This is a genomic window from Brevundimonas albigilva, assembly GCF_023503965.1.
GTDB classification, from domain to species: Bacteria; Pseudomonadota; Alphaproteobacteria; order Caulobacterales; family Caulobacteraceae; genus Brevundimonas; species Brevundimonas albigilva.
This window is the reverse complement of the sequence record NZ_CP097298.1, coordinates 2090862-2108887: the sequence shown is the minus strand read 5'-3', so window position 1 is coordinate 2108887 and position 18026 is coordinate 2090862. Positions and strand designations below refer to the sequence as shown.

Below are 18026 nucleotides of genomic sequence, written 5' to 3'. Positions count from 1 at the left end.
CGAACACCGGGAAGACCAATTTCCCCTTCCCACATCGCGGAATTCAATCGGTTTTTCGAATACTCAACCGCGCCACGATTTTGGCCACAACCGGCTTGACGCCCCGGATTGGCGCGGGATACAAGGCGGGTGCCGTGGACGCAGCCTCCGACTCAATCGAGTTCAGGACTGTGGCCGGAAGGCGTCTAAAGTTGGCTTCGTCCACACACCAAGGCTTCTCTGAGGGGACCATATCCTTATGACCAAGAACATCCTTCTGGCTGCGGCGGCTCTGTCCGCTATGGCCTTCGCGGGCGCTGCCAGCGCTCACACCCTGACCTACCGGACTGCGGCTTCGCCCAACATCAACGGTAGCGCGCCGGGTGGTGCCACCGGCGGCACCGGCGGTGCGACGTTGCCGTACAAGTTGGCGGTCGAATCGACTGTCACCACGCCGACCTCCGCGATCTTCGAACTGGCGGCGACGCTGTCCGCTGGCAGCACCTTCCCCTCGGGTAACAACTTCATCCAGATCGACCTGAACAACGGTTCGTTCGCTTCGGGCCTGACGTCGGCAACGGTCGCCGCCCCGGGCTGCACCGTGGTTCTGTCCTCGGGCGGTGCTTCGGGTTCGACCACGGCTCGCTTCCTGGTTTCGTCGGCCGGCGCCGGCTGCAACATCGCTAACCTCGATCTGCCGGTCACCCCGGGCGCGACTGGCTCGACCGTTGTGACTACCACGCTGACCACCGAAGCGGGCAGCCCGATCGACCCGGACGGCACCAACACGACCACCGCTCCGAACCAAGAGCAGCTGGCCATCGTCACCCGTCCGAGCGCCTTTAACGCGTTCATCAACGGTGTGATCGGCCAAGGCGCTCTGGACGACACCTACGCTACCCTGACGGTGACCCCGGTCTATACGACCTTCAAGGTCGGTACTCCGGGCCACGCCAATGCTACCGAAACGGCCACCGTTGGTCAGCTCGGTACGATCGGCATCGCTGTGGACACCACTGCTTACCGCGATCTCGCCAAGAACCTGGTCGATGTCGCTGACGTCCAAAGCGCCAGCATCGTGACTGTCGGCAACTTCTCGGCCTTCAACGGCACGGGCGGTAGCGCCACGTTGGGCGGTGCGGCTGGCACCTTCAACACCGCTGCGACCCAAGTCACCCATACGGCTGCTGGCGGTTCGGCTCTGCTGGGCACGCTGGTTGAAACCGGCACCACCGTCGCCGCTCCGGACGCCTTCATTGTGACCCGTGAAACCACGGCCGTGGCCATTCCGACCTCGGATTACCGTTCGACGGTTACGTACCAGCTGAACCCGACCTTCTACGTCGAGAACGAAACGGCCCAGGGCGACCTGGAACGTATCGGTCGTGACGGCACCAACGTCGTCTTCCCGTGGCTGAACGACGAAACCGTCTCGGGCCAAAGCGGCACCACCAACCGCATCCGTCTGGGCAACACCGGCACGGCTGCGACCGGCCCGGTCTACGCCGAAGTGCTGAACCAAACTGGTTCGGTCTCGCGCGCTCCGGTGCAGATCGCTCCGAACATCCCGGCCAACGGCGAAGTGCGCATCAGCACCGCGTCGCTGACCGCCGCCCTGGGCGCCTTCGGCCGCGGCGACGTTCGCATCAGCGTCGAAGCTCCGCCGGCCAACATCACGGCTCGTCGCTACCTGCAGACGGCCAACGGCGGCATCACCGAGCTGTCGAACGGCACGGTCGCTTCCGAGCAAACGCCGGCCGACTCGGCTGACGTCGAGTAGTCGACAAAAAATCCTTCGGGATTTTGGGAAGGGAGGGCTTCGGCCCTCCCTTTTCTTTTGCGCGTCGCCCGTCACGCCACGCGGCGCGTGATCGCGGCGGGAAAACCGGCTATCAACGCCGGGTCCTTTCCTTGCCCGCGCAGTCCGCCTTGACCGACACCGTCGAAACCGTCGCCATCCGCTTTCCCGCCCGGCCCGCGCCCGACCGGCGCCGGCTGGGCGAACTGCTGGTCGAGCGCGGCCTGATCCGTCCCGCCGACCTGACGAACGGCCTGACCCTGCAACAGCAGAACGGCGGTCTGCTGGGCCTGAACCTGGTGCGCCTGGGCGCCATTTCCGAAGCCCAGCTGCTGGAGGTCGTGTCCGAACAGCTGGACCTGCCGATCCTGCTGGCCGAGGACGGCCCCCGCCCCGACCAGGTCGCCGGCTTCCTGGCCGAAATCCGTTCGCCCCTGACCTGGTGGGCCGAGGCCGAGGCCGTCGCCTGGCGCGACGACGAGACCGGCCACATCCGCCTGGCCGGCGTCCAGCCGCTGGATCCCCAGCTGGCCGAGCGCATCGCCCAGGTTTCGGACGACCCGATCGACTTCCTGCTGGCCCAGCGCTCCCTGATCGAGGCCCTCACCCAGGATCTGCACGCCGACGCCGGCCCGGCGCTGGACCTGATGAGCGGCGCCGGCGCCGACGCCGCCCGCCTGCGCGAACTGGCGCAGGAGGCCCCCACAATCGACTTCGTCAACAGCGTCTTCGCCGAGGCCCTGACGCGCCGCGCCTCCGATGTCCACGTCGAGCCGTACGAGGACCGGTTCCTGGTGCGGATGCGCATCGACGGCGTCCTCTCCACCGCCCGCGCCGCGCCGCGCGCCAATTTCGAGGCCGTGGCCTCGCGCATCAAGCTGCTCAGCGGCATGGACATCGGCGAGCGCCGCCTGCCGCAGGACGGCCGCCAGTCGATCCGCGTCTCGGGCCAAGAGATCGACCTGCGCGTCTCCACCCTGCCCTGCTCTTGGGGCGAATCGATCGTGCTGCGCCTGCTGGGCAAGACCAGCCGCCTGCCCGAACTGTCCGAACTGGGCGTCAGCCCGGCGCAGGAACGCACCTTCCTGACCCTGTCGGAATATCCCAACGGCGTCTTCCTGATCACCGGCCCCACCGGCTCGGGCAAGACCACCACCATCTATCGCCTGCTCAGTCACCTGAACGACGGCGAGCGCAAGATCATCACGGTCGAGGACCCGGTCGAGCTGGACCTGCCGGGCGTCATCCAGGTTCGCGTCCGCGCCGAGATCGGCCTGACCTTCGCCGCCGGTCTGCGCTCCATCCTGCGCCAGGACCCCGATGTCATCATGGTCGGCGAAATCCGCGACCCGGAGACGGCTCGCATCGCCGTCCAGGCCGCCCTGACCGGCCACCTGGTCATCTCCACCGTCCACACCAACACCGCCCTGGCCGCCATCCCGCGCCTGCTGGACCTGGGCATCGAGGACTATCTGCTGGCCGACGTGCTGCGCGGCGTGGCGGGTCAGCGGCTGGTGCGTCGCCTGTGCGACTGCGCCCGGCCCTCGACGCCCGAGGAGGCCGCCGTTCACGAACGGTCGCTGCCCGCCCACCTGCGCCCCCTGGCCGAGCGCGAACCCGCCGCCTGGCGCGAGCCCGTCGGCTGTTCCAAATGCGGCCAGAGCGGCTCTCGCGGCCGGGTCGGCGTCTATGAGATCGCCCCCATGTCCCACGCCCTGATCGCCGGCCTGCGCGACAGCGCCGACGAGGACCGGCTGACCGCCACGGCGCGCGGCGACGGCTTTCTCAGCTTCGTCGACGACGGTTATCTGAAGGCCCGGCGCGGCGAGACCGCCCTCAGCGAAATCCACCGCATCGCCGGCGGCGACGCGGGCGTCGAGACGGTCTGACCCGCCCGCGATGACCGACCTCGCCTTCCAGTACCAGGCCGCCCAGCGGGACGGACAGATCGTCAAGGGCGTGATCAGCGCCGGCACCGAGGCGGCCGCCGTGCGCCGCCTGTCGTCGGACGGCCTGACGGTGCTGAAGATCGCCCCGGCCGCCGCCGCCCGCGCCGACGGGGCCAACCGCAATCTGAAGCCGGCCGAGCGGGTGCTGATCCTGCGCCAACTGGGCCTGATGCTGGAGGCCGGCGTCTCCCTGCTGGAGGCGCTGGACACGGTCGCGCAGGGGATGCAGGCGCGAAAGGGCCGCCAGCAGTTCCAGGCCGCCATCGCCGCTCTGCGCCGGGGCGATTCACTGGGCCAGGCGCTGGAGGACAACGTCCCCGGCTTTCCCGACTACCTCTACGCCATGGCCCGCGTGGGCGAGGCCTCGGGCCGCATCGCCGAGGTGCTGAAACAGGCGGCCGAGCAGATGGCCTACGAGGATCGGCTCCGAAAGGAGTTCGGCAACGCCATGACCTATCCGGCCTTCCTGCTCAGCGCCGGGGTGGCCGCCATCGCCTTCATTTTCACCCAGGTCGTGCCGCGCTTCGGGGCCATGATCGGCGACGACCGCTCCAACGTGCCGGCCATGTCGCGCTGGGTCCTGGCGGCGGGGGAGTTCGCCAACGCCAACTCGGCCCTGGTCCTGATCATCCTGGGCGTGCTGGCCGCCGCCGTGGCCTTCATCGTCACCAACCCGGAGATTCGCGCGCGCGCCTACACCGTGGCGCACGGCCTGCCGGTCGTGGGCAATGTGCTCCAAGCGCGCGAGGTGTCGTCCTGGGCCCGGCTGACGGCCTTTGCGCTGAACAACGGGGTGCCCATCCTGTCGGCCGTGGGCCTGGCCCGCGCCGCCGTGCCCATCGGTCCCTTCCGCCAGGGCCTGAACCGGCTGGAGAGCGACCTCAAGGCGGGCATGACGCTGGACGCGTCGCTGGCGGCGCACACCAAGCTGGAGGCGATGGACCTGTCGCTGCTGCGCGCGGGCCAGCGCTCGGGCGCGGTCGGCGCCATGTTCGGCTTCATGGCCGACAACTACGAGAACCGGCTCAAGGACAGCATGAAGCGCATGACCTCGCTGCTGGAGCCGATCGCCATCGCCGTGATCTCGCTGATCGTCGGCTTCGTGGCCCTGTCGCTGGTCCTGGCCCTGTCCAGCGTCTACGAGGGCGTGGTGTGACGAAGCGGCGCCGCGCGGGCTTCAGCCTGATCGAGGCCCTGGTCGCCCTGGCCATCGCGGCCATGACCCTGACGGCCATCTTCCAGCTTCAGATCCAGATGGCGCGCGGCCAGCAGCGCGCGGTCGAGGCCATGGCCCAGGTCACGGCCCAGGAGAACGCCATCGCCCTGCTGCGCGAACTGAATCCGATGAGCGATCCGGAAGGAGAGATCGCAATACCCGAGGGCGACGTGATCCAGTGGAGCTCCACGCCGATCGGCCGCCCCATCGTCAACGCCGGCTTTCCCAGCGGCAACGGCGCCTTCGAGGTCCAGCGCTTCACAGTGGAAGTGACCATCGACCGCCGCGAGGGCCGCCCGCCCCCGCCTCTGACCTTCGAGCGGATGGGCTGGCGCCGCCTGGGCGGGGCCGACCCCCTGGCCGACCCTTTCGGCTAGGGGGTCGGCGTCGGCTCGATCGTGACGGTCGGTTCGGTCGGCGCATCCGCGGCCGGCGCCGCCTCCAGCGCGCCGTCGATGTCTTGCGGGATCCCAGGGCGGCCCCGGCGCGGGATCAGCGGCGGCGTCTCGGACGCCGGCAGCGGACTGGGCAGGTCGAAGCCGATGCCCCGGAAACGGGACGTCCCGACCGACCACGGCGTTAGCGTATAGGACCAGCCGCGTCCCGTGCGGAAGGCGGCGTTCATGTTGTTGGCGTACTGGTCGGCGAAGTCGGCCATGTCCTCGTCCCCGCGCACGATATAGGGGGTGATCAGCAGCAACAGCTCGGTTCGCCCGCCTTCCACCGTGTTCGACTGGAAGGCCGACCCGACGATGGGAATGTCCTTCAGGAAGGGAATCCCGGTGTTCACCTTCGAATACTGATTGTCGATCAGGCCGCCCAGAACGCCGGTCCAGCCGTCCTTGATGGCGATCTGCGTGGTCAGGCTGCGGTTCAGAATGGTCGGGCTGGCGATTCCGGGCGGCGAAGCGCCGGCGGACGACAGCTCCTGGCTGATGGTGATGTCGACGCGGTCGCCATAGACGACGGGCTCGATCTCCAGGATCGTGCCGGTCTGGCGATACTGGACGCTCTGCAGGATGTCGGTGTCGCCGTTGCTGGTGTTGTCCGACGCCCGCTGGGACGTGATGATGGGAACGTCCGTGCCGACCTGGAACCGCGCGACGCCGCCGCTGCGCGTCACCAGCTGCGGCCGCTGCAGGATGTTGACCCGGTCGTTGGTCGCATTGGCCACAAGCCGCACGCGATAGTCCGGGCCAGTGAAAGAGAAGACGCCCGCGCCGCTGCCCAGCGACAATCCCTCGGTCGACCCCGTCAGCAAGCCATCGCCGCGCTGTTCCCGTCCGAACAGGCTGACGCCGATATCGGTCGAATCCGTCAGCGTCACCTCGGCGATCATCACCTCGATCACCACCTGCGGCGCGGGAATGTCCAGCGTGGTCAGCAGGTTGCGAAGCTGGGCGTATTCGGTCGCGGTTCCGGTGAACAGGATGCGGTTGCCGATCGGGTCGGTCAGCAGCCGGCCGTTCATGAACTGGCCCGAGCCGCCGCCGCTCCGGCTGCGCTGCGACCGGCTGGAGCTCTGGCCCCCGTCGTCGCTCAGGCTGACGGTCGGCGTCTGCGCGGGCACCGCGCCGGGGACGCCCACCGGGGTCTGGACCTGGTTGGTCGTCGGCGTCTGGCCCATGGCCAGTTCGCCCAACGACGTCGCATCGGTGTTGCGCACCTGATAGACGAAGGTCGTGGCCTTGTCGCCCAGCGCCGCCGGCCGGTCCAGTTGCCCGACCCAGTAGTTGACGCGGTCCAGCGCCTCGGGCTCGCGGGTGAAGATCAGGATCTGATTGGCCTGCGGGAAGGGCAGGATGGTGATGGCGCGCGCCGCCTGGGCCTGCAGGCTGACGACATAGCCTTCGGTCTTCAGCACCTGTTCCAGCGACTGGGCCAACTGGTCGGCGGGCCAATAGACCGGCTCGACGCGCAGCACCTGGCCGCCGGCGAAGCGCGGCTGGTCCAGTTCGCGCAGCACCCGCACCACCTGCGCCACGTCGCGCCCGGAGCCCGAGATCAGCAGGCTGTTGGTCAGCGGGTCCGGGGTGATGCGCGCTCCGCCCAGATTGGGGAACAGGCCCGACAGCAGCGACTGCAGGGCGTTCACCTCGATGGTCTGCACGGCGAAGAACTGCACCACGCGGCCGCTGGCGTTGGGGACGTCGCGGTTGCGGTTCACCGTCGCGCCGATGGACGAGGCCTCGGCGTTGCCGATCGTCACCCCCGCGCCGTCGACATAGACATCCACGCCGTACTGCTTCAGCGCCTGCTGGGTCAGCCGGAACAGGGCGCGCTTGGAGATGGAGCCGCCCGTGCCGCCCGCCACGATCTCGCCGCGCGAAGCCACGTCTCCCGCCAGCGAATAGGGCAGGTTCAGCAGGCCGCCGAAGACCGTGGCGGCGAACTGGGGAATGGGCTGGGGCGCCAGGGTGGCGTCCACCATCTCGTCCGGCACCAGGGCGGCGATCTGGGCCTCGGTGGCCGGCTCGCGCGTGCGGGTCGGGCGCGCCGCGCCGGGGACGTTCAGCCGTTCGGGGGTGCGGTCGGTCGCCGTGGAGCCGGCCGGGCCGTCGACCGTAGGCAGCGTGGTCTCGGCTTCCAGCCGCGATCCGTCCCCGCCCCGCTCGATCGACGTGGTCATCGTCGGAAAGGCGGCGCAGGCGGCGGTCATCACCAGCGGCGCCAGGCAAACCGCCGCCTTCAATCGCAGCGCGCGCCGAGCCCGCATCCCCGCCTTCTTCATGCCTCTATCCACTTCATTCCCCCTCAGCCGAACAGGCGCACGACGCGCGTCTCGCGTCCCTTGCTCAGCGTCACGGCGTATTCCGTAATCTGACTGACCCGCCAGCCTTCCCCGAACGTGTCTCCGACCCGCATAGAGCGTATTTGCGGCCCCGGCGCGCAGGATCGCGGACAAGCGCGGCATAGGTCAGGGACTGCGGATCGCGCTCGATCCCGGCCAGCGCCTGCTTGAACACCACGGCCACATCGGGCGGCGGGGGCGGCGGCGGCGGAGGGGGCGGCGGCGGCGGGGGCGGAGGTCCTGGCGGCGGCGACGGGTCGGAGCGCAGGGTGCGCAGGAACCGCACGGCCGCGGCGGCGCTTTCGCCCGGCCGCAGCGTCGCCAGCTCCCCGCCGCCGGCGCCGCGCGTCACGCCTGGCGGCTCTTCGGGACGACCGGGCGCCAGCCAGCCCCACAGGAAGGCGGCGGCCATCAGCACCGGCAGGACCAACGGCAACCAGCGCGTCACGACCCGGCTCCCGCGGCGGCCGGGGCCGCGGCCGTCGGCGGCAGGATCACCGGAAAGGCCACGCCGATCCGCACCGATCCGGTCGGCGCGGTCATGCCCGCCTCCTGTTGCAGCGGCGTCAGCGGCTGCATCTCGTACTGGAAGCCGGTGACGCGGAATCCCTCGGGCCAGGCGGCCAGGGCGTCCAGGAAGGCGAAGGTCGGCGTCCACAGCAGATTGGCCTGGACCTCGGCGCCCAGCCACTGGGTCGGCCCGATCGTCTCGACCTCGCTGTCGGTGGTGACGCGCAGATTGGTCAGGCCCGCGCGCGTGGCGGCCTCGACCAGCTGCTGTTCGATCCGCACCTGGGCGACGGCCACGTTCGAGGCCTCGAAGCCCCAGGTCTCCATGTCCTCCAGCGCCGCCTGGTCGGCGGTGGCGGCCTCGATCGTCGGGCGGCCGCGGCGGCGAGCCGCGCCGAGGAGCGCTCGCTCATCGCGTCGACATACCGCGTCTCCTGAGCGGCGCGCCAGTCCGAGGCGGCGATCGGCGCATAGACCAGCGCCCCCAGCACCAGCACCGCCAGCAGCACCCGTTCGCGGGGCGTGGTGCGCTTCAGGCGGGCGACGAGGTCGCGGGTCCGCACGCCCGCAGAGGCCCTCAATCCGGCTGTGATGTCCTGCAAATGCCGTCCCGCTGCGTCTGGTCGCCCGGGTCGTTTCGCATCGACGGGCGCATGGGCGTGAGCTATAGCAGCCCCTGAGCCATCGTAATAGGTCCAGCCTTTTCAGGGTCGTCCGCGTGTTTCTCCGCCTTTCCCGCCTTCAACGCCGCCTCCGCGCGCGACGCGCCGCCCGCGGCGCCCGCGCCGGCTACAGCCTGCTCGAGATCCTGGTCGTCCTGGCCATCATCGCCCTGATCGCCTCGGTCGTCGGGCCCCGTCTGTTCGCGCAGCTGGACCGGTCCAAGACCACCACCGCCCGGCTGCAGATCCGCTCCATCGAGGCGGCGCTGGAAACGATGCGGATCGACATCGGCCGCCTGCCGACCGAACAGGAGGGCCTGGCCCTTCTGATGCAGGCCGATCCGCAACAGGTGCCCGGCTGGTCCGGCCCGTATCTGGACAAGGCCCTGCCCTCCGATCCGTGGGCGCGCCCCTACATCTACGTGCCCCCGCGGCGGCCGCCACCGGCGCGCCAGGCGCCCCAGAGGCGCGGGCCCGCGTCGTCAGCTACGGCGCCGACGGGCAGGAAGGCGGCAGCGGCGTCAATGCCGACGTCAACTCCGACCAGCGGTAAGGCCGCCGGCCGGGCCGGCTTCTCCCTGATGGAGATCCTGGTCGTGCTGGTGATCCTGGCCCTCAGCACGGCGGTGATCATGCCGTCGACGTCGCGCATGCTGGACCAGGCCACGGCGCACGCGGTCTTCTTCGAATTCCAGCGTCAGGTCTCGGACCTGCGTCGCGAGGCGAACCGCACCAGCCTGCCGATCCGCCTGGTCGATCCGGTCGCCGCATCGGGCCGTCAGGACCCGGCCGAGGCGGACGACGCCCGCACCCTGACCCTGCGCTCGCCCTGGCGCTACACCCTGGCGCCGGCGCTGGACATCGCCGCCGGGGGCGTGTGCTCGCCCACGACCGCCAATCTGATCAACGGCGACCGGGTGGTGATGACGTTGCGCTCGGTCGGCGACGACTGCCGCTTCATCCGCCTGCAGTCGGACCTGCGGAGAGATCGGCCGACAGGGGCGGCGCCGCCTCTCGCACCTTCATCTCCATGACAAGCCGCTGGTTCTGCGCGTCGGTGCGGGGCTGGACGTCGTAGAAGTAGCCCGACTGCTCGAAGTCGGCGATCAGGCTATCGGCCCGGCCGACCGCCGAATACGGCAGGGTGATCGACAGGCTGTCCTCCTGCACGTCCAGCGCCAGCGGCGTCAGGTCCTGAATGGCGACGATGCCGATGGCCGCGCCGGCGGCGGCGCTCAGCGGGCTGGTGCGCTCCTCCACCTGGCGATAGGCGGCCAGACGACGCCGGTTGGTCTCCAGCCCTTGCAGGGCGCCGGCGCGCGGGGTCTGGGCCTGGATATCGGCGGTTTCCGCCTCGATCTCCTTGGCGTCCGAAGACAGGCGCGCGCCCTGCCCCGCCAGCAGCAGCGCCGCACAGATCGCCGTCGTCGCCAAGGCCGCGCCCGCCGCGCCGATGGCCTGTTCACGCGTGATCTCGGTCGTCGAAAGCGAGAAGGCCGGCCCGTCGTAGTCGATGGGCAGAGCCTGAGGCGCGGGCGGCGTCTCCGGCGTGTCCTCCGCGCCCCGCTGAACGCGGGTGAAGGCCGCCCAGGCGGGCGCGTCGAAGCGTTCGCGGCGCCAGGCCGAAGCGTGCAGCTGGCCGTCGCGCCAGTATTGCGCCTCGTGACCTTCCGTCAGGCGCACGATGCGCCAGCCCCTGCCCGCAGGCTGGGCCAGGGTTTCCGGGCGCAGGGCCGGGATCTGTCCGCCCCAACGCTGCCGCACCATGGCGTCGACCCGCTCGGCGTCCCACCACCACAGGCCGAAGTCCGCGCCGCTTTTGATCACCAGCGAGGCCGCGTTCAGATAGGGCGCGCCGGTCCGGGCGTGCAGGCGGGCGGCCTGGCGGCGGCGGTTCTTGGGCAGAGCCGCCGTCTCGAAGCGGGAAAAGACCGTCAGCTCGCGCGCCAGCAGCACCACCGGCGTGCGCAGGCGTCCGATCGCGCCGCCCGGATGCAGCGTCGTCCAGGCCCCGTCGGCCGACAGCCGCTCAACGCGGGGCGTAAGGAAATCGAGTTGCATTGGATGTATCGGCGGCGACCCGGCGCGGGGCTTCTGTGGTGTCAGTTTGGTCGATCCAGACCGGTCGCTCAAGCCCGGACGGCGTCAACGAGATGCGGCCCCGGTAAATCCAGGCCGAGCGCCCGTCCCGAAGCGTGAAGAACACCTTTCCCGCCGGGAAGGTGTAGAGGATCTCGTCATTGCTGACGTCGGGCACGCCGCTGGCCGCCACGAAGTCCTGGAAAGACAGAAAGGGCGCCTGCTGACGCGCGCGTATGGCCGCCTCGGCCTGCTGCGGCGAGGCGCCGAACAGGATTTCCAGGGCGTCGGCGCTGGCGGTGTTCACATTGGCGCGCGGCACGCCGGCGTCGACCGCCAGGGCGTCGCGCAGCGCCCGCCACTTGCGGCTGTCGACCGCCTGCCGCACCCCCAGGATCGACAGATATTCGTCGGCCCGCAGCAGATTGCGATTGGCTGGCCCATCGCCGCCGTATTCCGAGGACTCGGCGCCGTCGATCTGGCGCAGGTCGTCCGGGTCCGCATAGTCGCGATATCGCGCCAGCAGCGTCCGCCCGAAACCGCGCGGCGCCCCCGCCTGTTCGGCCAGCCGCTCGGCCTGGTCCGGCGTCAGATAGGCCAGGTTCACCATCCCCGCCTGGTCGCGCAGGCTGACCATCATCGGGCCGCCCACGTCCAGCAGATAGGGACTGCCGTCCAGCCGCAAATCCTGGGTCGGGACGCCGCTGGCGAGCGCCTCCACGTCCTCGGGCTCGAGAAACGGATCCAGGGCGCGCGGCGCGCCGATCCGCATCCCCAGGGGACCGAACGGCTCGGTCGACATCATATAGGCCAGGGTCGCCTCCGCCGTCAGGGCGCGCTGGGTGAAGCGCACCCGGTCGCGCGCCGAAGCCGCCTCGGCGTTCAGGCTGCTCAGGGCCGTCATGGCCACCAGGAAGACGATGGTCACCACCCCGATCACCGCCAGCACGGCCGGAAGGGCGAAACCGCGCCTGGCGCCGTCGATAGGCTCAGAAATCATCGACCGGCCGCGCCCAGTTGTCCGGCAGCCCCGAAGAGGCCGCCTCGATCACGTCCATGCCGGCGCCGCCCGAAAAGCGCACGAAGACGCGCGCGGACCGCAGCAGGCCTTCGCCGAACCCGCCCGGCGGGGCGTTGGTGTAGCTGTCGCTCCAGTCCCGGCCGTTCACCGAATAGGACAGGGCCGCGTCGCGCTTTCGCGTGGCGAACAGCGTCGCGGTGCGCTCTCCGGCGGTGCAGGTCAGGATCTGTTCATCGCCTCGCGGCTCGACAGCCAGCACCAGGGTTCCGGCCCAGCCGGCCGGCGCGCACTGGGTGGCGCGCTCCATCACCACCTCGCCTTCGAAACGCCGCGCCGCGCCGACGACCGGCTTGTCCACGCCCGCCAGGAAGGCGCGTTCGGGGCGCAGGGCGATGCTGCGCACCACGGCGCGAAAGTCGCTGACCGCCACGTCCAGGTCGGCCGCCGACATGGCCTTGCGCCCCAGGCCGAAGCCCGCGTCCCCCGCCTTCAGGCCGATGGAGAAGACGATGGCCAACGCCATGCCGCTGATGGCCAGGACCACCAGCGCCTCGATCAGCGAAAATCCGGGACGGCGCGCGCGCATGGCCTTCTCCCTAGACCCTGACGCCCCGCGCGCCAATGATCCAGGCGCGCCGCGCACGGCCGCGCTTGGCGCTTTCGCCGCTTTGGGATATTTGCGGACAATATTTCGGGGACGGGGATGCGCCACACCGCGTCGATCATCATCACAACGGCCGTCGGCGGGACCCTGTGGTTCGGCGCCGCGGCCGTGCGCGACGCCAGCGCCGAGGCCGGTCGTCCGCCCCAGGCCCTGCATGCTCCCGCCAAGGTCGCGGTCGTCAGCGACGCCGACCGCCGCGCCGAATTGAACGCGCGACTCCAGGCGATGTTGCAGGACGGCAAGGGGGCGCGCCTGGCCGATCCCAAGCCGCAGACCACGCCCGCGCCCCGCCGCCAGATCGCCGCCCGCCGATCGCCCGAGACGCCTCGCCCGGCCCGCGCCGTCGCCGCGCGCGCGACGGCGCCCGCCCTGGAGCCGACCGCCACCATCGCCCCGCCGGCCTATGACCCGAGCCGGGCGCGGCCGACAGGCGGACGCGGCTATACGGCGCCGAAGCTGGACCTGACCTCCATGCCGGCGGTCCCGACCGATCCGGTCGAATGCCTGACCCAGGCCATCTATTACGAGGCCCGCAACGAGAGCGAGGACGGCCAGGCCGCCGTCGCCGAGGTGGTGCTGAACCGCGCCGACAGCGGGCGCTATCCGGGCGACGTCTGCGCGGTAGTCTATCAGCGCAACAGCCGCACCTGCCAGTTCACCTTCACCTGCGACGGCTCCATCGGCCGCTATCCGGTCAACATGACCGCCTGGGCCCGCGCCGAACGCATCGCGCGCGAGGTTTACGCCGGCAAGCCGACGACCCTGCTCCCGCGCACCTCGGTCAACTATCACGCCAACTATGTCCGCCCCAGCTGGTCGTCGCGGCTGGAACGCGTGCGCCGCATCGGAGCGCACATCTTCTACGGCGCGGCGCTGAACGGCTCGACGCCCGGCGCCAACGAGGCCCCGGCCCCGCGCCAGCGCGGCCTGATGTTCGTCAAGAACGACGCCTTCGAGCGGGCCTACGCCATGCTGACGGGCAAGCCGACCGAAGACGCCGGCTCCTGATCGTCCGTCAGGGCGCCGGCCCAGCACCTGTTCGGTCAGGTAGCGGCCATAGGCGTTGGCGCCCATCGCCGCCGCCGCCCGCTCCACCGCCTCGGCGTCGATGAAGCCCTGGCGGTAGGCGACCTCCTCCAGGCAGGCGATCTTCAGCGCCTGGCGATGTTCCAGCACCCGCACGAACTGGGCCGCCTCCATCAGGCTGTCGGGCGTGCCGGTGTCCAGCCAGGCGTAGCCCCGCCCCATCACCTCCACCGACAGACGCCCCCGCTCCAGATAGGCGCGGTTCACGTCCGTGATCTCCAGCTCGCCCCGCGCCGACGGCTTCAGCCCGCGCGCGATGTCGACCACCTCGGCGTCGTAGAAATAGAGCCCCGTCACCGCCCAGCTGGAGCGCGGCCGCGCGGGCTTCTCCTCGATCGAGCGCGCGCGCATCGCCGCGTCGAACTCGACCACGCCGTACCGTTCCGGATCGTTGACGTGGTAGGCGAAGATGGTCGCCCCCTCCGGTCGCGCCAGCGCCGGCGCGAACAGGTCCGCGATCCCATGACCATAGAAGATGTTGTCGCCCAGGATCAGCGCCGACGGCTGGTCGCCGACGAAGTCCGCCCCGATCAGGTAGGCCTGCGCGAGACCGCCGGGTTCGGGCTGGACGGCGTAGCGGATCTCGATCCCCCATTGCGACCCGTCGCCCAGCAGCGTCTCGAACAGCGGCGTGTCGCGCGGCGTGGAGATGACCAGAATCTCGCGCACGCCGGCCAGCATCAGGGTCGACAGCGGATAATAGATCATCGGCTTGTCGTAGACCGGCATCAGCTGCTTGGAGACGGCCAGCGTCATCGGGTGCAGCCGCGTGCCCGAGCCCCCGGCCAGGATGATCCCCTTCATGCCCCCGCTCCCTTCAGTCGTTCGGCCACGATCTCCGCGACCGTCTCGTCCCACGGTCGCGGCCGGACGCCATAGTCGCGCGTGATTCGCCCGGTCGCCAGCCGCGTGTCGGCGGGCCGCCGCGCCGGCGTGGGATAGGCGCGGGTCGGAATGGGCCGCACCTCGGCGTGGGGGCCGCCCCGGGCGCGGCTGGCGTCCAGGACCGACCGCGCCAGGTCCGCCCAGGTCGCCTGGCCCGCCCCGGCGAAATGCAGCAGCCCGCCCGGAGCGGTCGGATCGTCCAGCCGCCGCAGCAGCACGGTCTGCGCCGCCCGCGCCACCTCCGACGCCGCCGTCGGGCGCCCTGTCTGGTCGTCGACGACGTCGATCGCTGCGCGCTCGCCCGCCAGGCGCAGCATGGTGGTCAGGAAGTTGTTTCCATCCGGCCCGACGATCCACGAGGTCCGCATCACCGTCGCCTGGGGTTGGGCTTCCAGCACCACCCGCTCGCCCGCCAGCTTGGACGCGCCATAGACGTTCAGCGGCGCCGGGGCGTCATCCTCATCATACGGTCGGCCCGCCCGGCCGTCGAAGACATAGTCGGTCGACAGGTGGATCAGGACGGCGTCCGCGGCCGCCGCGGCGTCGGCCAGTACGCCCGGAGCGACGCCGTTGACGGCGAAGGCGGCGTCCCGTTCGCGCTCGGCCCGGTCCACGGCGGTATAGGCGGCGGCGTTGACCACGGCGGCGTATCCGCCCTGGCCGATCCGGCGACGCACGGCCTCGGCGTCGGTCAGGTCCAGATCCGCACGGGCCGGGACGTCCAATCCGACGTCGGCGGGCCAGGACAGCCGCGTCAAGGCGCGCCCGACCTGCCCGGTCCCGCCCAGGATCAGCACCTTGCGGGTCATGTCGTCCCCAGCCGCCCGCCGTCGTAGGGCCCGGCCAGGATGGCGCGCCACCACGCCTCGTTCTCCAGATACCAGCGGACCGTCCCCTCCAGGCCCTGTTCGAAGTCGATCTCGGGCGCCCAGCCCAGCTCGTCGCGAATGCGCGAGGCGTCGATCGCATAGCGGCGGTCGTGGCCCGGCCGGTCCGGCGCGAAGACGATCTGCTCGGCGTAGGACAGGCCGTCCTGCCTCGGCCGCAATCGGTCCAGCAACCGGCAGATCGCCTGGACCACCTCGATGTTGCGGCGCTCGGCGTCGCCGCCGACGTTGTAGGTCCGTCCCGGCGCGCCGCGCAGGAACACCGTCTCCAGCGCCCGGGCGTGGTCGTCCACGTGCAGCCAGTCGCGCACCTGCCCCCCGTCGCCATAGACCGGCAGGGACCGCCCCTGCAGCGCCCGCGCGATCATCAGCGGGATCAGCTTCTCCGGAAAATGGAACGGGCCGTAGTTGTTGGAGCAGTTGGTCACCAGCACGGGCAGGCCGTAGGTCGCCCCCCACGCCCGGACCAGGTGATCGGCCCCGGCCTTCGATGCCGCATAGGGCGAGCGCGGGTCATACGGCGAGGCCTCGGTGAACCGCCCCTCCTCTCCCAGCGATCCGAACACCTCGTCGGTCGAGATGTGATGGAAGCGAAACCGCTCCCGCCCCGGCGCGTCCAACCCGCGCCAATAGGCCAGGGCCTGCTCCAGCATCACCGCCGTGCCCGTCACATTGGTCCTCACAAAGGCGTGGGGCCCGTCGATCGACCGGTCCACGTGGGTCTCGGCCGCCAGGTGGGCGATGACCTCGGGCCGAAACGCCGCCAGGGCGGACGCCACGGCGGCGGCGTCGCACACGTCGCCCTGAACGAAGGCGTAGCCGGGCCGGCCGTCCAGCGCCTTCAGCGCCTCGGGAGAGGCCGCATAGGTCAGGGCGTCATAGACCAGCACCGCATGACCGCCCCCGGCCATCAACCGTCGCGCCAGGGCCGAACCGATGAAGCCGGCGCCGCCTGTGATCAGCACCCGCATCAGTTCATCCGCTCGTCGGGCGCGGCCAACGGCTCGCCGTCGTAGGCGAAGGGGCTGTCGAAGGCGGCCAGCGTCGGCCAGGCGCGGTCGCGCGCGGACAGCACCGGTCCGGTCGCGGGCAGCGGCCAGTCCAGCCGCAGCGCCGGATCGTCCCACGCCAAGCCCGCCTCGCACGGCGGCGCATGGATGTCGGAAACCTTGTAGGCCACCTCCGTCGCCGCGCTCAGGGTGACGAAGCCGTGGGCGAACCCGACCGGCACGAACAGCTGTTCGGCGCCTTCGGCCGTCAGCCGCGCGGCGGTCCAGCGCCCATAGGTCGGCGAGCCGCGGCGAAGGGTCGACCGCATAGTCCATGATCGCGCCGCGCAGGCAGCGCACCAGCTTGGCCTGGGCGTGGGGCGGGCGTTGCAGGTGAAGCCCCGCACCGTCCCCTCGGCCTGGGAAAAGGAGTGGTTGTCCTGGACGAAGCGGGCCGTGATCCCGCACGTCGCCGCCCAGGCCTCCGACCAGGTTTCCATGAACCAGCCGCGCGCGTCGCCGTGGCGTTGCGGACGCAGCAGGATCACCGGTCCGTTCGTCGCCCGTCGTCCCGTGGCCGCCTCGCCCATGCGGATCGTCTCCCTGTCGCGCCTAGATAGGACGGGCGCGGCCGTCGTCGCCAGTGCGACCGTCAGACGTCGCTCATCCGCGACACCTTCACCCCGCCGAAGGTCAGCCGGCCGTCGAACACGCCTTCCATCACCAGGATGCGGAACTCTGCCGGCGCGGGCTCGCGCCAGACATAGTCCATCTCGATTTCGAACTGGCCCGGCTTGCCGGGAATGAACTCCTCGGCGTATTCCGTCTGGCCGCCCCAATCGAGGCGGAAGCGCACCCGGCTGCCCGGCCGGTCGAAACTCAGGCGGAAGACCGCCTTCCATCGCCCTGGCGGCATGACGATGTAGGGACCGTGGATCAGGAAGCGCGGACGACCCGTCAGGTCCATCTCGCCGGTCCTGGGCCCCTGGTCCGCATTGCGCGGATCAAAGGTGAAGAACGACGGTCCCCAGGTCACCGCCGCGTCGGGCCGCCCGTAAAGCGTCAGGTTCCGCGCCAGGTCCGACGGCGCGGCCGTCGGCGGCGGCGCGACGTTCAGCCCCGGCGCCAGTTCGACCGGGGCGCCGTTCAGATCCCGAACGCCCACCACCCGCGCGCCGGCGAAGGCTTCCGCCCGCGCCAGGTGCTGGGTGAGATGCAGCAGCAAGGCGTTGCGATCGGCCCCTTCGGGAACCGCCTCGACATCCGGCGCCCCCGCGCCCAGGACGACCGTGGTGCGCTCCGGGTCGGCTCCGCCGCCGCCGCCGCATCGGCGTCCATCGTGAGAAGGATCGCCGCGGGATCGTCGCGCGCATCCGCCAGGGGCGCGGCGTCCCAGTCGATCAGATGCAGTCCGGCGGCCTGTGTCGCGGCCGCTATCGCGGATCGCCACGCTTCGTGGTCTCGGATCGCGGGCAGGATGATCCAGCGGGCCCTGGAGGTCGCCGTCCCG

At 70.7% G+C, this 18026-nt stretch carries 16 protein-coding genes and 1 pseudogene; 6 read left to right on the top strand and 11 right to left on the bottom strand.

Annotated elements, in window-relative coordinates; all coding sequences use genetic code 11:
- Nucleotides 1-238: 238 nt before the first annotated feature.
- From MU852_RS11265 to MU852_RS11250, 4 genes are all read left to right on the top strand, one after another.
- Nucleotides 239-1759, top strand: a complete 1521-nt coding sequence (locus MU852_RS11265) for a hypothetical protein (protein WP_249749657.1) — start codon at nt 239-241, stop codon at nt 1757-1759.
- A 149-nt stretch (nt 1760-1908) separates the two neighbouring features.
- On the top strand, nt 1909-3666 hold the full coding sequence (locus MU852_RS11260; protein WP_249749656.1) for a GspE/PulE family protein: 1758 nt from the start codon (nt 1909-1911) through the stop codon (nt 3664-3666).
- Nucleotides 3667-3676: 10 nt separating this feature from the next.
- Nucleotides 3677-4882 carry a type II secretion system F family protein gene (locus tag MU852_RS11255; RefSeq protein ID WP_249749655.1) on the top strand — a complete coding sequence of 402 codons (1206 nt, stop codon included), beginning with the start codon at nt 3677-3679 and terminating at the stop codon, nt 4880-4882.
- Nucleotides 4879-5319 (top strand): type IV pilus modification PilV family protein, encoded by a 441-nt coding sequence (locus tag MU852_RS11250; protein WP_249749654.1) that lies wholly within the window; start codon nt 4879-4881, stop codon nt 5317-5319. The genes MU852_RS11255 and MU852_RS11250 overlap by 4 nt, the downstream gene beginning before the upstream one ends.
- Here MU852_RS11250 and MU852_RS11245 read toward each other — a convergent pair.
- The 3 genes from MU852_RS11245 to MU852_RS11235 all read right to left on the bottom strand — a co-directional run bounded on the left by MU852_RS11245 (nt 5316) and on the right by MU852_RS11235 (nt 8570).
- The gene (locus tag MU852_RS11245; protein WP_249749653.1) at nt 5316-7658 is read right to left on the bottom strand and encodes a secretin N-terminal domain-containing protein; all 2343 of its coding nucleotides are present in this window, start codon (nt 7656-7658) and stop codon (nt 5316-5318) included. The genes MU852_RS11250 and MU852_RS11245 overlap by 4 nt on opposite strands.
- 85 nt (nt 7659-7743) lie before the next feature.
- Complete coding sequence (locus MU852_RS11240) at nt 7744-8181, bottom strand: hypothetical protein (RefSeq protein WP_249749652.1); 438 nt, start codon at nt 8179-8181, stop codon at nt 7744-7746.
- Nucleotides 8178-8570, bottom strand: a complete 393-nt coding sequence (locus MU852_RS11235) for a hypothetical protein (protein ID WP_249749651.1) — start codon at nt 8568-8570, stop codon at nt 8178-8180. The genes MU852_RS11240 and MU852_RS11235 overlap by 4 nt, the downstream gene beginning before the upstream one ends.
- A 391-nt stretch (nt 8571-8961) precedes the next feature.
- On the opposite strand from MU852_RS11235, the gene gspG reads away from it, so the two are divergent.
- Nucleotides 8962-9939, top strand: coding sequence for a type II secretion system major pseudopilin GspG (gene gspG / locus MU852_RS11230; protein WP_249749650.1), 978 nt, complete (start codon nt 8962-8964; stop codon nt 9937-9939).
- Here gspG and MU852_RS11225 read toward each other — a convergent pair.
- Genes MU852_RS11225 through MU852_RS11215 form a run of 3 tightly spaced genes read right to left on the bottom strand, consistent with a single transcriptional unit; the run spans nt 9863 to nt 12591 of the window.
- Nucleotides 9863-10966, bottom strand: a complete 1104-nt coding sequence (locus MU852_RS11225; protein WP_249749649.1) for a hypothetical protein — start codon at nt 10964-10966, stop codon at nt 9863-9865. The genes gspG and MU852_RS11225 overlap by 77 nt on opposite strands.
- Nucleotides 10935-11984, bottom strand: coding sequence for a type II secretion system protein GspK (locus tag MU852_RS11220; RefSeq protein WP_249749648.1), 1050 nt, complete (start codon nt 11982-11984; stop codon nt 10935-10937). Before MU852_RS11220 ends, MU852_RS11225 begins: the two co-directional genes overlap by 32 nt.
- A complete protein-coding gene (locus tag MU852_RS11215; protein ID WP_249751935.1) occupies nt 11974-12591 on the bottom strand; it encodes a prepilin-type N-terminal cleavage/methylation domain-containing protein in 618 nt (205 codons plus the stop codon). Before MU852_RS11215 ends, MU852_RS11220 begins: the two co-directional genes overlap by 11 nt.
- A gap of 117 nt (nt 12592-12708) precedes the next feature.
- Between MU852_RS11215 and MU852_RS11210 the strand changes: the two genes are divergently transcribed.
- A complete protein-coding gene (locus MU852_RS11210; RefSeq protein WP_249751934.1) occupies nt 12709-13677 on the top strand; it encodes a cell wall hydrolase in 969 nt (322 codons plus the stop codon).
- Between the two features lie 12 nt (nt 13678-13689).
- Here the strand turns inward: MU852_RS11210 and rfbA are convergent.
- The 5 genes and pseudogenes from rfbA to MU852_RS11185 all read right to left on the bottom strand — a co-directional run.
- Nucleotides 13690-14559, bottom strand: a pseudogene (gene rfbA / locus MU852_RS11205) (glucose-1-phosphate thymidylyltransferase RfbA); the annotation flags it as partial.
- Nucleotides 14556-15449, bottom strand: coding sequence for a dTDP-4-dehydrorhamnose reductase (rfbD, locus tag MU852_RS11200; RefSeq protein WP_249749647.1), 894 nt, complete (start codon nt 15447-15449; stop codon nt 14556-14558). The pseudogene rfbA and the gene rfbD, both read right to left, overlap by 4 nt.
- Nucleotides 15446-16498 (bottom strand): dTDP-glucose 4,6-dehydratase, encoded by a 1053-nt coding sequence (rfbB, locus tag MU852_RS11195; protein WP_249749646.1) that lies wholly within the window; start codon nt 16496-16498, stop codon nt 15446-15448. The genes rfbD and rfbB overlap by 4 nt, the downstream gene beginning before the upstream one ends.
- Nucleotides 16498-17106: a dTDP-4-dehydrorhamnose 3,5-epimerase family protein gene (locus MU852_RS11190; protein ID WP_249749645.1), complete on the bottom strand. Its 609-nt coding sequence runs from the start codon at nt 17104-17106 to the stop codon at nt 16498-16500. Before MU852_RS11190 ends, rfbB begins: the two co-directional genes overlap by 1 nt.
- A 62-nt stretch (nt 17107-17168) precedes the next feature.
- A complete protein-coding gene (locus MU852_RS11185) occupies nt 17169-17741 on the bottom strand; it encodes a hypothetical protein (RefSeq protein WP_249749644.1) in 573 nt (190 codons plus the stop codon).
- Nucleotides 17742-18026 lie beyond the last annotated feature (285 nt).